This is a genomic window from Mycobacterium senriense, assembly GCF_019668465.1.
GTDB classification, from domain to species: domain Bacteria; phylum Actinomycetota; class Actinomycetes; order Mycobacteriales; family Mycobacteriaceae; genus Mycobacterium; species Mycobacterium senriense.
The window spans coordinates 550,472-568,092 of the sequence record NZ_AP024828.1 but is presented as its reverse complement, the minus strand read 5'-3'; the positions used below and the strand labels follow the sequence as shown (position 1 = coordinate 568,092).

Genomic DNA, 17,621 nt, shown 5'->3' with positions numbered 1-17,621 from the left:
CCAACCTTCTCACGGTGGTCGGGCGCCGGCAGAACGGGTCAGCGTCGCGCGTGCCCCGGCGCCGACGGGTGCGTCGGCGGCACGGGGCGCGCCACCGGGCGCGCGGGACGCTTGCGGTTGAACAGCAGTACGGAATCGTCGCCCAGGGCCACCAGCCGCGCCATGCCCAGCTCGATGCCGGCGGCCAGCTGCTTGACGTCGAAGGCGTCGCCGTGTTCGGCGGTGATGCCGAAGACCAGTTCATCGCCGTAGCTCAGCACCGCGACGCCGGTGTGCAGCGCCGCGGCCGTCGGGGGGATCGGCAGCAGCCGTTCCAGCGTCTGGCCCATCACCCGCAGCCGCCGGCGCGGCCCGGGCACGTTGGTGGCCAACGTGACGATGGCGCGCTGCGGAAGGCGGGAGAGCAACTGTAAGACGTTGCTGCGCAACGCCGTCGGCAGGAAACCGATCGCCGATTCCACGATGCCGGGCGGCTGGGCGGTCAGTCTGGCCTTCCACCTGGCATGCACCGTCTGCAACCGCCGCACCGGGTCGTCGTGTTCGACGGGCAGGTGCGAGAGCATCGCCGAGCGGACCGGCATCGGGATCAGGGTGCGCAGCGAGTCCGCCCGCGGCTCCTCGCCGCGGCCGAGCAGCGCCGTGCGGAACCCCTCGGTGATGGCGGCGAGCGCGACGTCGTTGGCGCTGACGCCGAACTTGCGACAGACGCTGTCGACGTCGGCGATCGGGACGCGCACCGTGCTGTAGCGCCGCGAGGCGGTGACCGCGTCGGTGCGCACGGTCGGCCACAGCGCGCCGACCAGGGCGCCGGCGGCGGACGAAGCCCGCCACACCGCGTCGACCCAGCCCGGCTTGCCCACGGCTGGCGGCGAAACCGGTTTGGCCGCAGCGCCGTTGGCGAAGGTGTCTGCGTCGGCGTCGTCGCAGAGGCTGCTGATCAGGCGCGCGGCCGAGTTGCCGTCGAGCAGGCCGTGATGGGTCTTCATCAGGATCGCCCACCGGTTGCCCTTCAGGCCCTCGATGACCCAGCACTCCCACGGGGGGCGGTCCAGGTCGAGGGGCCGCTCCAGGGCGTAGGCGATGGCCCGGGACAGCTCGGCCTCGTCGCCGGGGCGGGGGATGGCCACCCGGCGCACGTGGTGGGCCAGGTCGAAGTCCGGGCAGTCGATCCACTCCTGGTTCAGCGGATGCGCCCGCAGCAGCTGCGTGCATCGCGTGATCGGCTGGATGCGTTCGGCCAGAAGGCTTTTGAGCCGTTCATAGTCGGGTACGGTGCCGTCGACGATGGCCACCGCGCCGATCGCCAGGCTCGCGTGCCGGTCCGGATCGTGGGCTTGAAGGAACGCCGTGTCCAGTGTCTGTGCCATGCCGGCCCCCGCTGTAGTCCGCTTTTTGAACTTGTACCAGTGTCTGTGGAGCTCGCGATCCGCGGTAGTGCCGCAGCGTTAAGACCTTGTTTAAGAGTTGAAGATCTGTTTAACAACGGTTGTACCGAGCCGCGATTTAATCGAACATCTGTTCGATATACTCGGATCCGTGGGCTGGTTCAACGGGCCGCCGAGCTGGGCGGAAATGGAGCGGGTGCTCGACAGCAAGCCGCGCCATGCCGGGGAGTCGGCGGGCCCGGAGCAGGAGGGCCCCCTGTCGCGCCGGCGCGCGACGTACCAGCCGCCGGGCGACGGCCGGGCGTCCCGCTCGTCGGTCGCTTATGCCGAGCTGCATGCGCATTCGGCGTTCAGCTTCCTGGACGGGGCGAGCACGCCCGAGGAGCTGGTCGAGGAGGCGGCCCGGCTGGACCTGCGCGCCCTGGCGCTCACCGACCACGACGGCCTGTACGGGGCAGTGCGGTTCGCCGAGGCGGCGGCCGAGCTCGACATGCGCACCGTGTTCGGCGCCGAGCTGTCGCTGGGCGCGGGTGCGCGCACCGAGCAGCCGGATCCGCCCGGCCCGCACCTGCTGGTGCTGGCCCGCGGCGCGGAGGGGTACCGGCGGCTGTCGCGGCAACTGGCCGCGGCGCATCTGGCCGGCGGCGAGAAGGGCAAGCCCCGCTACGATGTCGACGCGCTGACCGAGGCCGCCGGCGGGCACTGGCACATTCTGACGGGCTGTCGCAAAGGGCATGTCCGCCAAGCGCTTTCCGACGGCGGTCCGGCGGCCGCGGAGCGGGCGCTGGCCGACCTGGTGGACCGGTTCGGAGCGCATCGGGTCAGCATCGAGCTGACCCATCACGGTCAGCCGCTCGACGACGAACGCAACGCGGCGCTGGCCGCGCTGGCCCCCCGCTTCGGGGTCGGCGTCGTCGCCACCACCGGCGCGCATTTCGCGGGGCCGTCGCGACGCCGGCTGGCCATGGCGATGGGCGCCATCCGGGCGCGTCAGTCGCTGGATTCGGCCGCCGGGTGGCTGGCCCCGCTGGGCGGTTCGCACCTGCGCTCGGGTGAGGAGATGGCCCGGCTGTTCGGGCAGCGGCCCGACGTGGTGACCGCGGCCGCCGAGCTGGGCGAGCAGTGCGCGTTCGGGCTGGCGCTCATCGCGCCGCAGCTGCCGCCGTTCGATGTGCCCGCCGGGCACACCGAGGACAGCTGGCTGCGCCAGTTGACCATGGCCGGGGCGCGCGACCGCTACGGGTCGGCCGAGCACGCACCGCGCGCGTATGCCCAGATCGAGCACGAGCTGAAAGTCATTGCCCACCTGACGTTTCCGGGCTACTTCCTGGTGGTGCACGACATCGCCCGGTTCTGCCGGGACAACAACATCCTGTGCCAGGGCCGGGGATCGGCCGCCAACTCCGCGGTCTGCTACGCCCTGGGCGTCACCGCCGTCGACCCGGTGGCCAACGAGCTGCTGTTCGAGCGTTTTCTGTCGCCGGCCCGCGACGGGCCGCCCGACATCGACATGGATATCGAGTCCGATCAGCGGGAAAAGGTCATCCAGTACGTCTACGACAAATACGGCCGCGACTACGCCGCCCAGGTCGCCAACGTCATCACCTACCGGGGAAAGATCGCGGTGCGCGACATGGCCCGCGCCCTGGGCTTCTCGCAGGGCCAGCAGGACGCGTGGAGCAAGCAGATCAGCCACTGGAACGGGCTTGGCCCCAATTCAAATGACCCAGCGCCCGATGTCGAGGGCATCCCCGAACCGGTGGTCGATCTGGCGAACCAGATCCGGAACCTGCCACGGCACATGGGAATTCATTCCGGCGGCATGGTGATCTGTGACCGCCCGATCGCCGACGTGTGCCCGGTGGAGTGGGCGCGCATGGAGAACCGCAGCGTCCTGCAGTGGGACAAAGACGACTGCGCGGCAATCGGATTGGTGAAGTTCGACCTGCTGGGGCTGGGAATGCTGTCGGCGCTGCACTACGCCATCGACCTGGTAGCCGAGCACAAGGGGATCGAGGTGGACCTGGCCCGCCTCGACCTCTCCGAGCCCGCGGTGTACGAGATGCTGGCCCGCGCCGATTCGGTCGGCGTGTTCCAGGTGGAGTCGCGCGCGCAGATGGCCACCCTGCCGCGGCTGAAGCCGCGGGTGTTCTACGACCTGGTGGTGGAGGTCGCGCTGATCCGCCCCGGCCCCATCCAGGGCGGGTCGGTGCATCCCTACATCCGGCGGCGCAACGGGCTGGACCCGGTGGTCTACGACCACCCGTCGATGGAACCGGCGCTGCGAAAGACACTGGGAGTGCCGCTCTTTCAGGAGCAGCTGATGCAGCTCGCGGTGGACTGCGCCGGATTCTCGGCCACCGAGGCCGACCAGCTGCGCCGCGCGATGGGGTCCAAGCGCTCGACAGAACGCATGCGACGGCTGCAGGGCCGGTTCTACCAGGGCATGCGCGCGCTGCACGGCGCCGACGACGAGGTGATCGACCGCACCTACGAAAAGCTGGAAGCCTTCGCCAATTTCGGCTTCCCGGAAAGCCATGCGCTGAGCTTCGCGTCGCTGGTGTTCTACTCGTCGTGGTTCAAGCTGCACCACCCGGCGGCGTTCTGCGCGGCGCTGCTGTGCGCGCAGCCGATGGGGTTCTATTCGCCGCAGTCGCTGGTGGCCGATGCGCGCCGGCACGGCGTGACGGTGCACGGCCCGGACGTCAACGCCAGCCTGGCGCACGCCACGCTGGAGAACGCCGGCGCCGAGGTCCGCCTCGGCCTTGGCGCGGTCCGCCACATCGGCGACGACCTGGCAGAACAACTCGTCGAAGAGCGAAAAGCCAACGGCCCGTTCGCTTCTCTGCTTGATCTGACGACCCGACTGCAGCTCTCGGTGCCGCAGACCGAGGCGCTGGCGACGGCCGGGGCGCTGGGCTGCTTCGACATGTCCCGGCGCGAGGCGTTGTGGGCGGCCGGGGCCGCGGCTACCCAACGGCCGGGCCGGCTGCCCGGGGTGGGGTCGTCGTCGCACGTCCCGGCGCTGCCCGGGATGAGCGAGCTGGAACTGGCCGCCGCCGATGTGTGGGCCACCGGCGTCTCGCCGGACAGTTACCCGACGCAGTTCCTGCGGGCCGACCTGGACGCGATGGGGGTGGTGCCCGCCGCGAAACTGGGCTCGGTGCCCGACGGCGACCGCGTGCTGATCGCGGGCGCGGTGACCCATCGGCAGCGGCCAGGCACGGCGCAGGGGGTCACGTTCATCAACCTCGAGGACGAAACCGGGATGGTCAACGTGCTCTGCGTGCCGGGGGTGTGGGCGCGGCATCGCAAGCTGGCGAACTCGGCCCCGGCGCTGCTGGTGCGGGGGCAGGTGCAAAACGCCAGCGGTGCGATCACCGTCGTCGCAGAGCGGCTGGGCCGCATCACCCTGGCGGTCGGCTCGAAGTCCCGCGACTTCCGCTAGGAATGCCTGGAATCGGCTCTATCTATTTGACGTTTCAGCGGAAATGAGATTCAAGGCTGCGCGCCATGGCGCTGCGATGCTGGGTTGTGCTGCGGCGATTTTTCTTCCCACGGCGGTGGCCAGCGCCGATCCGCCCGACCCGCACCAACCGGACATGACGAAGAACTTCTGCCCGGGCGATCGATGGGGTTATGGAACGTTGGCCGTGTGCGACGGCGACAAGTACCCCGACGGGTCGTTTTGGCACCAGTGGCTGAAGACCTCGATAGGCGGCCCGCAGTTCCACTACGACTGCGTCGGCGGCGACGAACCTCTCCCGGGGCCACCCCCGCCCGGCGGCTGCGACGGGGCGATTCCGTCCGCGCCGCCGCCGCCGCCCGATCAGCCGCCCCCGCCTGCAGCCTGACCTCGGGGCGGCGGCCCGAATGTAGCCTCCAAAACATGACCCTCAATCTGTCCGTCGACGAATTGCTCACCACCACCCGTTCGGTCCGCAAACGCCTCGACTTCGACAAGCCGGTACCCCGCGATGTCCTGATGGAATGCCTCGAACTGGCGCTGCAGGCGCCCACCGGCTCCAATGCGCAAGGCTGGCAATGGATTTTCGTCGAGGACGCCGAGAAGAAGAAGGCGATCGCCGACATCTACCTGACCAACGCCCGCGGCTACCTGAGCCTGCCGTCGGCCGAGTACCCCGAGGGCGACACCCGCGGCGAGCGGATGCCCAAGGTCAAGGACTCCGCGACATACCTCGCCGAGCACATGCACGAGGCGCCGGTGCTGATGATCCCCTGCCTGGAGGGGCGGGTGGAGAAGGCGCCGCTGGGGCTGAGCGCGTCGTTCTGGGCGTCGCTGTTCCCGGCGACGTGGAGCTTCTGCCTGGCGCTGCGCTCGCGCGGGCTGGGCACCTGCTGGACCACGCTGCACCTGCTCAACGACGGCGAGAAGCAGGCCGCCGAGGTGCTCGGCATCCCGCATGACCGGTACAGCCAGGGCGGTCTGTTCCCGATCGCCTACACCAAGGGCACCGACTTCCGCCCGGCCAAGCGGCTGCCCGCCGAGAGGGTGACGCACTGGGACACCTGGTGAGTCACACAGTCAGCGGCCACACCTCGACCACCCCGTGAGCCACCGCACACGGCGTTTGACTCACCCGCTCGATCGCCGCATCGAGATCATCGGCCTCGAACACCGCGAACCCCGCGATCGGCAGCTTTGAACTCAGGAACGACCCGGGCTCGATCCGTACGCCGGCGTCGTCCGGATTGCGCACAGTGACCGGGTCTCCGGCGATCGCGATGAGTGCGCCGGCCGCGCGTAATTCGTCGTCGCGCGTATGCGCGGCCCGCTTACATTCGTCGCTCGTCCGGTTGTACCCGGCTTCGTCTCCGTAACCAATCGTGATGAAGGTAGTCATGTCATGGCTGACTCGCACCCGGCCCAGTACTCATCGGGCCTAGGTCGCCCCGGCGTAGCCGTGCTGGCGCCAGGCTTCGTAGACGGCGATCGCGGCGGCGTTGGACAGGTTCAGCGAGCGCCGGCCCGCCAGCATCGGGATGCGCACCTGCGCGGTGATGTGCGGGTCGGCCAGCGTGGCCGCGTCCAGCCCGGTGGGTTCGGGGCCGAACATCAGCACGTCGCCGGCCCGGTAATCCACGTCGGCGAACGAGGTGGGCGCGTGCGAGGTGAACGCGAACACCCGCTGCGGGGACAGCGCCGCCCAGGCGGCCGCCAGCGAGGCGTGCACGGTGACCGATGCGAGGTCGTGGTAGTCCAGCCCGGCCCGGCGCAGCTTGGGTTCGGACAGGTCGAACCCCATCGGCTCGACCAGATGCAATTCGCAGCCCGTCGCCGCCACCGTCCGGATGGCGTTGCCGGTGTTGGGCGGGATCCGCGGGGACACGAACATCAGCTTGAACACAACGCCGATAATGGTCGCATGGTCGAGCAGAGCTACTGGATGCAGAAGGTCGCAGCCGATCCGGGGCATTCGCAGTGGTACATCGAGCGTTTTCGCGCCATGGCGCGCGCCGGCGACGACCTGGCCGGCGAGGCTCGATTCGTGGATGCCATGGCGCCGCGCGGGGCGCACATTCTCGACGCCGGCTGCGGGCCCGGGCGGCTGGCCGGATACCTGGCCACGGTGGGCCACCGGGTGGTCGGCGTGGACGTCGACCCGGCGCTGATCGGAGCGGCCGAGCAGGACTACCCCGGCCCGCGCTGGCTGGTCGGCGACCTGGCCGAGTTGGACCTGCCGGCGCGCGGCATCGCCGAACCGTTCGACGTCATCGTGTCCGCCGGCAACGTCATGGCGTTTCTGGCCCCGAGCACCCGTATCCAGGTGCTGAGCCGGCTGCGGGCCCACGTCGCCGACGACGGGCGCGCGGCGATCGGCTTCGGCGCCGGCCGCGATTACGCGTTCGACGTGTTTCTCAACGACGCGGTCGACGCGGGCTTCGCGCCCGATCTGCTGCTCTCCACGTGGGACATGCGCCCGTTCACCGAGGACTCCGATTTCCTCGTCGCGCTGCTTAGGCCCGCCTAGGATTTCGCGCTCGATGGTGTTTGCCAGGGGTGACCGCGCGGGGGCGTCGCCACCTTGGAGGGACCTGTCTGCTCAGTAACGATTCTGGTGGCATGCGCCGCGGGCTGTCATACTCGTCGGATTGCCACACCTACACGCACACGCCTGTCTGGCGGGGGGCGGGCGAAATAAAGCAGGAAGTTTCATGAGCCACTCGTTTCATTCAGCGCTCAGGGTCAGCGCAGCGGCCGGTCATCCGGCCGCGATGACGTGACCATGTTCACCCGCCCGACCAACCCGGCCGAGGCGGATGTCGTAGAGCCCGAACCGAAGCCCGGCGCCGATGCCGCGCCGGCCAAACGCCCGCCGACCTGGTCGCTGAGCAACTGGCCGGTGCGCTGGAAGGTGCTGGCGATCGTGCTGGTCCCGCTGATTTTGGCGACGGTTTTCGGGGTGCTGCGCATCCACGGCGCCATGGCCAACTCGGCCAACCTGCGGCTGGCCGCCACCCGCGCCGACGTGGTGCCGGTGATCACCAAGTACATGTCGGCGCTGGACGTCGCGCTGCTGGCCAGTTCCACCGGACGCGACGTCGAGGGGGCCAAGAAGAACTACGAGGCGCGCAAGGGCGAACTGCAGACCAGGCTGGATGACACCGACGTCAGCGCCGACGTCCGCTCCGGCGTGAATAACCTGCTCGACGGCGGCCAGATGCTGGTGAACAAGGCGGCCGACCCCGGCCTCGGTTTGCGGGAGCGGGTGACGCTGTACGCGCCGATCCTGCTGACGGCCGAGGACGTCATCAACGCCTCGGTGCGCGTCGACGACGAGAAGATCCGCGCGCAGGCGCAGGGTCTGAGCCGGGCGGTCGGTGCCCGCGGGCAGATGACGATGCAGAAGATCCTGGTGACCCGCGGGGCCGAGCTCCCCGAGCCGCAGCTGCGGACCTCGATGGCCACCCTGGCGGGCACCGAACCGTCGACGCTGTTCGGCATGAGCGAGGTGCTGGGCGCCGGATCGCCGGAGGCAAAGACGCTGCAGCAGCAGATGGTGAGCCGGATGGCGATCATGTCCGACCCGGCCAGCGTGCTGGTCGACAACGCCGACCTGCTGCGTTCCATCCAGACCACCGACGACATCGCCGACCAGGTCATCAAGAACGCGACCGCGTCGGTGACCAAGTCGGTGCACGCCCAGGCCGCCGAGCGGCGCTCGGCCGCGATCCTGGACACCGTCCTGGTGCTGGCCGCGATCGTCATCGCGTTGGGCGTCGTGCTGCTGGTGGCGCGTGCCCTGGTGCGGCCACTGCGCATGCTGCGCGACGGCGCGCTCAAGGTTGCCCACACCGACCTCGTCGAGGAGATCGCCTCGTTAAAAGCCGGTGGGGCCGAACCGATTCCGAGTCCGCTGCCGGTCTACACGACCGAGGAGATCGGCCAGGTTGCCCACGCGGTGGACGAGCTGCACACGCAGGCGCTGCTGCTGGCCGGCGACGAGGCGCGGTTGCGGCTGCTGGTCAACGACATGTTCGAGACCATGTCGCGGCGCAGCCGCTCGCTGGTCGACCAGCAGCTGGCGCTCATCGACCGGCTGGAGCGCAATGAGGAGAACCCCGAACGCCTGGAAAGCCTGTTCCGGCTCGACCATCTGGCGGCGCGGCTGCGCCGCAACAGCGCGAACCTGCTGGTGCTGGCCGGCTCACAGCTCGCCCGCGACCAGCGCGACCCGGTGCCGCTGGAAACGGTGATCAATGCCGCCGTGTCCGAGGTGGAGGACTACCGCCGTGTCGAGGTCGCCGGGCTGCCGGAGTGCGAGCTGATCGGCTCGGCCGCGGGCGGCGCCATTCATCTGTTCGCCGAGCTGGTCGACAACGCCCTGCGCTACTCGCCGCCGACGACGTCCGCCCGGATCTCCGCGTCACGCGGCGGCGACGGGGGAGTGGTGGTGCGGATCGCCGACGCCGGTCTGGGGATGAACGACACCGACCGGCGGATGGCCAACATGCGGCTGCAGGCCGGCGGGGACGTAACCCCCGACAACGCCCGGCACATGGGACTTTTCGTGGTCGGCCGGATCGCGGCCCGGCACGGCATCCGGGTGGGGCTGCGCGGCCCCGCCGCCAACGAATCGGGCTCGGGTACCACCGCCGAGATCTATCTGCCGCCGACGGTGCTCGCCGGCCGGGCCGTCGCCGAGTCGGCGGCGCCCCGCCACATCCGCGCCGTCTCCTCGCCGAGCGCCAAGCTCGCCAGCGCTAACGCCGCCACCGCCGAGGACGCCGGCCAGGACGACGGCACGCTCGAGCCGGCCGCGCGCACCGGCCCGTCGGTCACGTTGCTGCCGCGCCGCAACCCGGGCTCCAGCGGCATCACCGAAGTTCCCGCGGTCCCCGCCCCGGCCGCCGAACAACAGCCGAGCCGCCAGCGCCGCGAGCTGGCGACGCCGTGGTGGGAGAACGCCCCCAAGCCCGCGCCCGCGCCCGAGCCCGAGCCCGAGCCGAAGCCGGCGCCGCCGCCCGCCCAGCCCGCCCGGGCGGCGTCGGACACGTCGGCGTTCTTCTCCGCCCGCTCCCGGGAGGCCGACAGCCGCACGCAGGACCAGCCGGCCCCGGTGGCGTCCATCCCGCCGGCCCCGAAGGCCCCGGCCGACGACGACGTCATCTACCGGCGGATGCTGTCGGAGATGCTCGGCGACCCGCACGACCTGGTCAACAGCCCGGACCTGGACTGGCAGTCGGTCTGGGACCGTGGCTGGACGCTGGCGGCCGCGGCCGAGGAGAAGCCCGTCGAGGCCCACACCACGGACCACGGCCTGCCGGTGCGCACGCCGGGTGCGCGGCTGGTACCCGGCGGCGCCAACGGCGGCGAGCAGGACGAGCCGGCCGAGCCGGACCAGGGGCTCAACGGCCGATCCCCGTCACACCGGGAGCCGCAGCACGCCGCCACCGGTCCCGTAGCCCGAGACCCCGAGGCGGTCCGCGCCTCGTTCAGTAGCCATTTCGGTGGTGTGCGCAGCGGCCGCTCGCACGCCCGTGAAACCGATCAAGGATCCGACGAGTAATGACCTCTCCCGACAACTCCCTGGACTGGCTGGTGACCAGGTTCGCCCGCGAGGTTCCCGGCGTCGCGCACGCGCTGCTGGTCTCCGTCGACGGGCTGCCCATCGCCGCCAGCGAGCATCTCCCGCGCGAACGCGCCGACCAGCTGGCCGCGGTGGCCTCCGGACTGGCCAGCCTGGCCACCGGAGCCGCCCAGCTGTTCGAGGGCGGCCAGGTGCTGCAGTCGGTGGTCGAGATGCAGAACGGCTACCTGTTGTTGATGCGGGTCGGGGACGGCTCGCACCTGGCGACGCTTGCCGCTGCGTCGTGCGACATCGGTCAGATCGGCTACGAGATGGCCGTCCTCGTCGAACGCGTGGGCGGCGTGGTGCAGTCGACCCGCCGGTCGGCCGTGCAGCAGCACTCGTGAGCCGCGATGGACACCCCCCAGAACTGGCCAGCGCACCGTAAGGGGAATCTCGTCCGCCCGTACACCCTGACGTCAGGGCGGACCGACACGAACGTCGACCTTCCCCTCGAGGCGCCGATTCAGACGCTGCAGGCCGGCCTGATGCACCGGTGGCCGCCCAACGACGCGCGAGGCAGAATCATCCAGCTGTGCGTCGAGCACCCGTCGGTCGCCGAAATCTCGGCCCGGCTGGATCTTCCGCTCGGCGTCGCGCGCGTCCTGGTCGGGGATCTGGTGCTGTCCGGCTACCTTCGAGTGCATAAGACGTTGTCCGAGCGTTCCACCAGAGACGAGCGCCACGAACTCATAGGAAGGACACTGCGTGGCTTACGCGCACTCTGACGTGCAGCCCGATTCCGGCACTCACGCGTCGACGAAGATCGTGATCGCCGGCGGCTTCGGGGCCGGCAAGACCACGTTCGTCGGGGCGGTGTCGGAGATCATGCCGTTGCGCACCGAGGCGATGCTGACCGACGCCTCGACCGGCGTCGACGCGCTCGAGGCCACCCCGGACAAGCGGACCACAACCGTCGCAATGGATTTCGGCCGGATCACCCTGGCCGAGGACCTGGTGCTCTACCTGTTCGGTACGCCGGGGCAGCGCCGCTTCTGGTTCATGTGGGACGACCTGGTGCGCGGCGCGATCGGCGCGGTCGTGCTGGTCGACTGCCGGCGCCTGCAGGACAGCTTCGCCGCGGTCGACTTCTTCGAGCACCGCAACCTGCCGTTTCTCGTCGCGGTCAACGAGTTCGACGGCGCGCCCCGCTACCCGGTCGACGAGGTGCGCCAAGCGCTGACCCTGCCGCCGCACATCCCGGTGATCAGCATCGACGCCAGGGATCGCCGGTCGGCGACCGACGCCCTGATCGCGGTCAGCGAATACGCCCTGGCCAGCCTGTCGGCCAATTGACCACGCGGTGGGTCGACCAGGAATTCGAGGGCCACGACTTCACCGACGACGACCTCAGCCGGCTGCAGACCGAGCGGGTCGTGTTCACCGAATGCAACTTCAGCGGCGCCAACCTCGCTGAGTCGGGACACCGTGGATCGGCCTTCCGTAACTGCACGTTCCGGCGGACGTCGTTGTGGCACAGCACGTTTTCCCAGTGCAGCATGCTCGGCTCGGTGTTCGTGCAATGCCGGCTGCGGCCGATCACGCTCGACGAGGTCGACTTCACGCTCGCCGTGCTCGGCGGCATCGACCTGCGCGGCGTCGACCTGAGCGGCTGCCGGCTGCGAGAAACCAGCCTGGTGGAGGCCGACCTGCGCAAGGCCGTGCTGCGCGGCGCGGACCTGCGCGGGGCGCGGACCGCCCGCACCCGCCTGGACGACGCCGACCTGCGCGGCAGCACCGTGGATCCGGGGCTGTGGACGACGACTTCACTGGCCGGAGCGCGCGTCGACGTCGACCAGGCCGTCGCCTTCGCGCTCGCCCACGGGCTGCGGCTGGATGGGGCCCCTGCCGGCTGACCGCTCGGTGGCTGAGCGCTCAGCGGGTGAGCCGGATGCGCCACCGCACCAGCGCCGCGTAGGCGACGGTCAGCACCGCGAGCATGCTCATATCGAACAGCCAGGCCGCAGGCGTGTGCTCGAAGTGGCTGTCCCGCGGGCTCTGGGGGCCGGGCGACACCGTCCACAGGTCGACCGTGGACCCCTGCGCCGCGTACCCCCACCGCGACGGGACCAGCCAGGACAGCTGGTCGAGGAAGATCCGGTGGGTGACCGGCACCATGCCGCCGGAGAGCACCATCTGCATCATCAGCGACACCACCAGCAGCGGCATGATCTGCTCGCTGGTGCGCGCCAGCGCCGAGAGCAACAGGCCCAGCATCGCCGCCGCCACACACGTCGCGGCGACCCCGGCGAACAGCTCCAGCGTGGCGTTGCCGAGCAGCACCGCCGGCCGCGTCGGCGGCCCCTTGCCCACCACCACGATGGCCGTGGCGATGGCCGCCTGGATGACGGCGAACGTGCAGAACACCGCCACCTTGGCCAGCAGGTAGGCCGTGCTCGACAGGCCGACCGCCTGTTCCCGCCGGAAGATCGGCCGCTCGCCGATCAGGTCGCGGATGGTCAGCGCGGTACCCATGAACGCGGCCGCCATGGTGAGCAGGGTCAGGATCATCCCGGCCTCACCGGCCGACTCACTCACCGGATCCGCATAGCCGAAACCGACGCTGCCGGGCACGGTCAGCGACAGCGCGCCCATCACGAACGGCAGCACCGCCAGGAACAGGAAGTACGCACGGTCGGAGACCACCAGCCGGACCTGGCGGCGGGCGATCGTGGAGAACTGGCGGCGCTTGCTGGTTTGCGCCGGAACGCCCAGCTCCGCGGGCGCCTCGGTCAGCGTGGGCGGCGGCGGCCTATTCTGCGCGAGGAAGCGGCGATTGGCCTCGTCGGGATCGGCGCCCACCTTGGCGAAGATGTGCGCCCAGTTGGTGGTGCCCATGGCCGCGCCGATCTGGCCGGGCGCGCCGAGATACGCCGTCTTGCCGCCCGGCGCCATCAGCAGCACCTGGTCGCAGACGTCGAGGTAGGTCAGCGAGTGCGTGACCACCAGCACCACGCGGCCGGCGTCGGCGAGCTGCCGCAGCATGGTCATGACCTGCAGATCCAGCGCCGGGTCCAGGCCGGAGGTCGGCTCGTCGAGGATCAGCAGCGACGGCCCGGTCAGCAACTCCAGGGCCACCGAGGCGCGCTTGCGCTGACCGCCGGACAGGTTGTCGACACGGGTGTTCGCGTGCTCGCTCAGGCCCAGCTCGTCGAGCACCTGGGCGACCACCTGCTCGCGGTCGGACTTGCTGGTGTCGGGCGGCAGGCGCAGCTCGGCGGCGTAGCCGAGCGCCTGGCTGACCGTCAGCTGCCGGTGCACGACGTCGTCCTGCGGCACCATCCCGATCCTGGTGCGCAGCGAGGCGTACTCGGTGTGGATGTTGTGGCCCTCGAAGGTGACCGACCCCGACGAGGGGGTGGCGTACCCGGCGATCAGCCGCGACAGCGTGGTCTTGCCCGCCCCCGACCCACCGATCAGCGCGGTCAGCGTGCCGGGCCGGGCGACGAACGAGATCCGCTCCAGCAGGTTCTTGCCGTCCACCCCAAAGTTGACCTCGCGCACCTCCAGGCCGCCGGCGCGCGTCGCCGCCTCCTGGCGGCGAACCAGCATGCCGTTCTCGAACACCAGGTCGACGTTGCCGATCGTCACCACGTCGCCGTCGGACAGCACCGCGGACCCGACCCTGACACCGTTGACGAAGGTGCCGTTGCTGCTGTTCGCGTCGCGGATCTCGGCGCCGGTCGGGGTCGGGTTCAGGAAGGCGTGATGGCGTGAGGCCAGCACGTCGGGCACGACGATGTCGTTGTTGAGCGCGCGCCCGATCCGGGCGGCGCGGCCGGCCTGCGGCCGGAGCTCGGACTCGGATCCCGGGACGCCGCCCCACGTGGTCGGGAACTCCCCCGAGTCGCCGGCGCGACCGGCCTGGGTGGACGGGGTGAGCGCGGCGGGGTGTGGCCCGGACTGCGGTACGGCGCGGATCGCTCCGGCCGGCGGGACGATCGGAGCGGCGGACCTGCGCTGGGGGTCGCGCCGGGGGAATCGACGCGACGACGGCGGCGCGGGCGGCCGCGGCGGCTGCGCGACGGGCCGGGACGGGGCGGTCGCCGGACGCGGACTGGTGGCCGGCGACGGCGCGGCGGGCCGCGCGGTGATGATGGGGATCGACTTGGTGGTCGGCGGCAACAGGCCGACATTGCCCGTGTGGTGGCCCACTTCGAAGGTGATGCGGGGGCCGTCGGGCTTGCCGATGTTGATCGTCTGGCCGTCGTGGATATCGACGACCGGCACCCGTTGGCCGTCCAGGTAGATCCCGTTGAGCGAGTTGTTGTCGACGGCCAGCCACCGCCCCTGGTCGAAGCGCAGCAGCACGTGCGCGCGGGCGATCAGCGGGTGCGCGACGCGCAGGTCGGCGCGCAGGTCGCTGCCCACGACCACGTCGCGGCCCGCGGCAAAACTACCTTCGGAGCGGTCAGATCGAGCCGTCAGCACGGGCTGCGCAGGTCGAGTCATCACATCCAGGTTGGGGGTCGAGGTTGGGGCGCCGGCCTAGCGTTTCAGCCGGATATGCCAGCGGACGAAGCCGGTGTAGCCGATCGACAGCGCGGCGAGCATGAGCATGTCGAACACGAAAATGTGCTTGGAGTGCTGCCAGATCGGGTCGTTGGTCGGGATTTGCTTGACCTTCACCAGCGACGGGAAGTCGATCGAGGACGCGCCCGCCGCGTAGCCCCAGCGGGCGGGCGTCAGCCAGGCCATCTCCTCGAGGCCGAAGCGCTGATACACCGGGATCATGCCGCTGGAGAACACCAGCTGGGACATGATCGACACCACCAGCAGCGGCATGATCTGCTCGTTGGACTGCGCCAGCGCGGACAGCAACAGGCCCAGCATGGCCGACGCCACACAGGTGCCCGCAACGGTGACGAACAGCGAGAAAGTGGAGTTGCCGAAGAACTGGGGATGCGCCGTCGGCGCGCCCTTACCGAGCCGCACGATGATGGTCGCGATCGCCGCCTGGGCGGTGGCGAAGACGCAGAACACCGCGATCTTGGCCAGCAGATAGGCGGTGGTGGACAGGCCGACCGCCTGCTCTCGTCGGAAGATGGCGCGCTCACCGATCAGGTCGCGAATGGTCAGCGCGGTGCCCATGAAGACGGCACCGATGTTCAACAGCACCATGATGTACTGCGGCTGCGTCGGCGCGGGACCCATCGGATCGGCCGGACCCAGGCCCGGGTGCGGGCCCTTCACCGTCAGCGACAACGCTCCGATGAGGAACGGCAGGACCGCCAGGAAGATCGTGTAACCGCGGTCGGACACGACGAGGCGAACCTGGCGGCGGGCGATCGTGGACAGCTGGCGGAAGAGGTCGGTCTGGGGTGGTTCGCCCAGATCCGCCGGACTCTCCGGGGTCGGTGGCTGCGACGACTGCTGGTTGCGCTCCTTGAAGCGGCGGTTGGCCTCGTCCGGATCGGCACCCACCTTGGCGAAAATGTCGGCCCAGTTGCGCGTCCCCATGGCGGACTCGACCTGATCGGGCGGCCCACAGAACGCGGTCTTACCACCGGGCGCCACCAGCAGGATCTGATCGCACACGTCCAGGTAGGACACCGAGTGGGTCACCACCAGCACCACGCGGCCCGCGTCGGCCAGCTGGCGCAGCATCAGCATGACCTGGCGGTCCAGCGCGGGGTCCAGACCCGACGTCGGTTCGTCGAGCAGCAGCAGCGACGGCTGGGTGAGCAGCTCGAGGGCGACCGAGGCGCGCTTGCGCTGGCCACCCGAGAGCTTGTCGACCCGGGTGTCGGCGTGCTGGGTCATGTCGAGTTCCTCGAGCACCTGTGCGACGACGCGGGCCCGTTCCTGTTTGCTGGTGTCCGGCGGCAGGCGCAGTTCGGCCGCGTAGTTCAGGGCCTGGTTGACCGTCAGCTGCCGGTGCACCACGTCGTCCTGCGGGACCATGCCGATCCTGCTGCGCATGGACGCGTAGTCGGTGTGAATGTTGTGACCCTCGAAGGTCACGCTGCCCGAGGTCGGGCTGGTGTAGCCGACGATCAGCCGCGACAGGGTGGTCTTGCCGGCGCCCGAACCGCCGATGATGGCGGTCAGGGTCCCGGGCCGCGCGGTAAGCGAGATGTGGTCGAGCAGCTGCTTGCCGTGGTCGACGGTGTAGCAGACGGAGTTGACCTCCAGCCCCCCGCTGCGTGTCGCCGCCTCGGTGCGCCGGACCAGGCTGTCGCCGGTGAAGACCAGGTCGACGTTGCCGATGGTGACCACGTCGCCCTGGGTCAGCACCGCCGAGCCGACCCGGACGCCGTTGACGAACGTCCCGTTGACGCTGTGCGCGTCGCGGATCTCGGTGCCCAGCGGCGTTTGGATCAAAAACGCGTGGTGGCGTGAGGCCAGGACGTCCTGGATGACGATGTCGTTATCGGTGGCCCGGCCGATGGTCTGCGACCCCGCCGGCTTCTGAATCGCGCCGGAGCGCGACGGCATCAGCGCCTGGAACATCTTCGTGGCCAGGTTTGCCACCTCGGGCGGCTTGACTGAGGCGGGGGCCATCTGGGTGTGCGGGCTGGCCGAGGCGACCGGCATCTGCGCCAGCGGCGGGGCGTTGTGCGGCGGTGGTGGTGCGCCGGGCGGGAACGCGGGCGGGCGTCCGGCGCCACCCCCGTACATGGTGTGCCCCGGTGGGCCTTGCCGCTGCACGGGCGCGGGCTGCGGTCGCCGCGGCGGCGCCGCCCAGTTGGGCGTGCGGCCGGGCGGGGGCGGGGGCGGAGCGGGGGCCGGCGGGGCCGGCTGCGCCGACCACGCCGCGGCCTGCGGCGAAGCCGCCACCGGAATGCCCATCGATTCGGTTTGGGGCGGACGCCCGGCCATGCCCTGGTGGCGCCCCACGTCGAAAGTCAGCAGCGGGCCGTCGGGGTTTCCGATGTTCAGGGTCTGCCCGTCGTGGATCTCGACCACGGGCACGCGCCGGCCGTTGACGAAAGTTCCGTTGAGCGAACCGTTGTCGATGGCCAGCCACTTGCCCTGATCGAAACGCAGCAGCAGGTGGGCACGCGAAATCAACGGGTGGGTGATACGCATGTCCGCTCGCAGGTCGCGCCCGACTACTACATCGTGGCCCGCTGCGAAGGTGCGTTCCGATCCTTCGTGATGGACGGTTAGCGCTGGCGGGGCTGGTGCTGACATCGCCACA

14 protein-coding genes are annotated in these 17,621 nt (G+C 70.3%); 9 read left to right on the top strand and 5 right to left on the bottom strand.

What is annotated here, in order from left to right; genetic code table 11:
• Nucleotides 1–38: 38 nt before the first annotated feature.
• A complete protein-coding gene (locus tag MTY59_RS02740) occupies nucleotides 39–1,367 on the bottom strand; it encodes a wax ester/triacylglycerol synthase domain-containing protein (protein ID WP_221044318.1) in 1,329 nt (442 codons plus the stop codon).
• Nucleotides 1,368–1,536: 169 nt separating this feature from the next.
• Between MTY59_RS02740 and MTY59_RS02735 the strand changes: the two genes are divergently transcribed.
• Genes MTY59_RS02735 through MTY59_RS02725 form a run of 3 tightly spaced genes read left to right on the top strand, consistent with a single transcriptional unit; the run spans nucleotide 1,537 to nucleotide 5,922 of the window.
• Entirely contained in the window at nucleotides 1,537–4,833 is a 3,297-nt protein-coding gene (locus MTY59_RS02735) for an error-prone DNA polymerase (RefSeq protein WP_221044317.1), read from the top strand.
• Nucleotides 4,834–4,876: 43 nt separating this feature from the next.
• On the top strand, nucleotides 4,877–5,239 hold the full coding sequence (locus tag MTY59_RS02730; RefSeq protein WP_221044316.1) for a hypothetical protein: 363 nt from the start codon (nucleotides 4,877–4,879) through the stop codon (nucleotides 5,237–5,239).
• A gap of 35 nt (nucleotides 5,240–5,274) precedes the next feature.
• Entirely contained in the window at nucleotides 5,275–5,922 is a 648-nt protein-coding gene (locus tag MTY59_RS02725; RefSeq protein WP_221044315.1) for a nitroreductase family protein, read from the top strand.
• A 1-nt stretch (nucleotide 5,923) separates the two neighbouring features.
• On the opposite strand, the gene MTY59_RS02720 is transcribed toward MTY59_RS02725, so the two are convergent.
• Both MTY59_RS02720 and MTY59_RS02715 read right to left on the bottom strand, forming a co-directional pair.
• The gene (locus MTY59_RS02720) at nucleotides 5,924–6,250 is read right to left on the bottom strand and encodes a YciI family protein (RefSeq protein ID WP_221044314.1); all 327 of its coding nucleotides are present in this window, start codon (nucleotides 6,248–6,250) and stop codon (nucleotides 5,924–5,926) included.
• A gap of 39 nt (nucleotides 6,251–6,289) precedes the next feature.
• Nucleotides 6,290–6,754: a tRNA (cytidine(34)-2'-O)-methyltransferase gene (locus MTY59_RS02715; protein ID WP_221044313.1), complete on the bottom strand. Its 465-nt coding sequence runs from the start codon at nucleotides 6,752–6,754 to the stop codon at nucleotides 6,290–6,292.
• A gap of 18 nt (nucleotides 6,755–6,772) precedes the next feature.
• Between MTY59_RS02715 and MTY59_RS02710 the strand changes: the two genes are divergently transcribed.
• From MTY59_RS02710 to MTY59_RS02685, 6 genes are all read left to right on the top strand, one after another.
• Nucleotides 6,773–7,378: a class I SAM-dependent methyltransferase gene (locus MTY59_RS02710; RefSeq protein WP_221044312.1), complete on the top strand. Its 606-nt coding sequence runs from the start codon at nucleotides 6,773–6,775 to the stop codon at nucleotides 7,376–7,378.
• Nucleotides 7,379–7,633: 255 nt separating this feature from the next.
• Nucleotides 7,634–10,417 (top strand): ATP-binding protein, encoded by a 2,784-nt coding sequence (locus tag MTY59_RS02705; protein ID WP_221044311.1) that lies wholly within the window; start codon nucleotides 7,634–7,636, stop codon nucleotides 10,415–10,417.
• Entirely contained in the window at nucleotides 10,417–10,824 is a 408-nt protein-coding gene (locus MTY59_RS02700) for a serine protease inhibitor (RefSeq protein ID WP_044484050.1), read from the top strand. The genes MTY59_RS02705 and MTY59_RS02700 overlap by 1 nt, the downstream gene beginning before the upstream one ends.
• A 6-nt stretch (nucleotides 10,825–10,830) precedes the next feature.
• Nucleotides 10,831–11,205, top strand: a complete 375-nt coding sequence (locus MTY59_RS02695; protein ID WP_221044310.1) for a DUF742 domain-containing protein — start codon at nucleotides 10,831–10,833, stop codon at nucleotides 11,203–11,205.
• Nucleotides 11,186–11,773, top strand: a complete 588-nt coding sequence (locus tag MTY59_RS02690; protein ID WP_221044309.1) for a GTP-binding protein — start codon at nucleotides 11,186–11,188, stop codon at nucleotides 11,771–11,773. The genes MTY59_RS02695 and MTY59_RS02690 overlap by 20 nt, the downstream gene beginning before the upstream one ends.
• On the top strand, nucleotides 11,770–12,333 hold the full coding sequence (locus tag MTY59_RS02685) for a pentapeptide repeat-containing protein (protein WP_221044308.1): 564 nt from the start codon (nucleotides 11,770–11,772) through the stop codon (nucleotides 12,331–12,333). The genes MTY59_RS02690 and MTY59_RS02685 overlap by 4 nt, the downstream gene beginning before the upstream one ends.
• Before the next feature lie 19 nt (nucleotides 12,334–12,352).
• On the opposite strand, the gene MTY59_RS02680 is transcribed toward MTY59_RS02685, so the two are convergent.
• Nucleotides 12,353–14,929, bottom strand: a complete 2,577-nt coding sequence (locus tag MTY59_RS02680; protein WP_221044307.1) for an ATP-binding cassette domain-containing protein — start codon at nucleotides 14,927–14,929, stop codon at nucleotides 12,353–12,355.
• Between the two features lie 36 nt (nucleotides 14,930–14,965).
• Nucleotides 14,966–17,614 carry an FHA domain-containing protein gene (locus MTY59_RS02675; protein WP_221044306.1) on the bottom strand — a complete coding sequence of 883 codons (2,649 nt, stop codon included), beginning with the start codon at nucleotides 17,612–17,614 and terminating at the stop codon, nucleotides 14,966–14,968.
• Nucleotides 17,615–17,621: the final 7 nt, after the last annotated feature.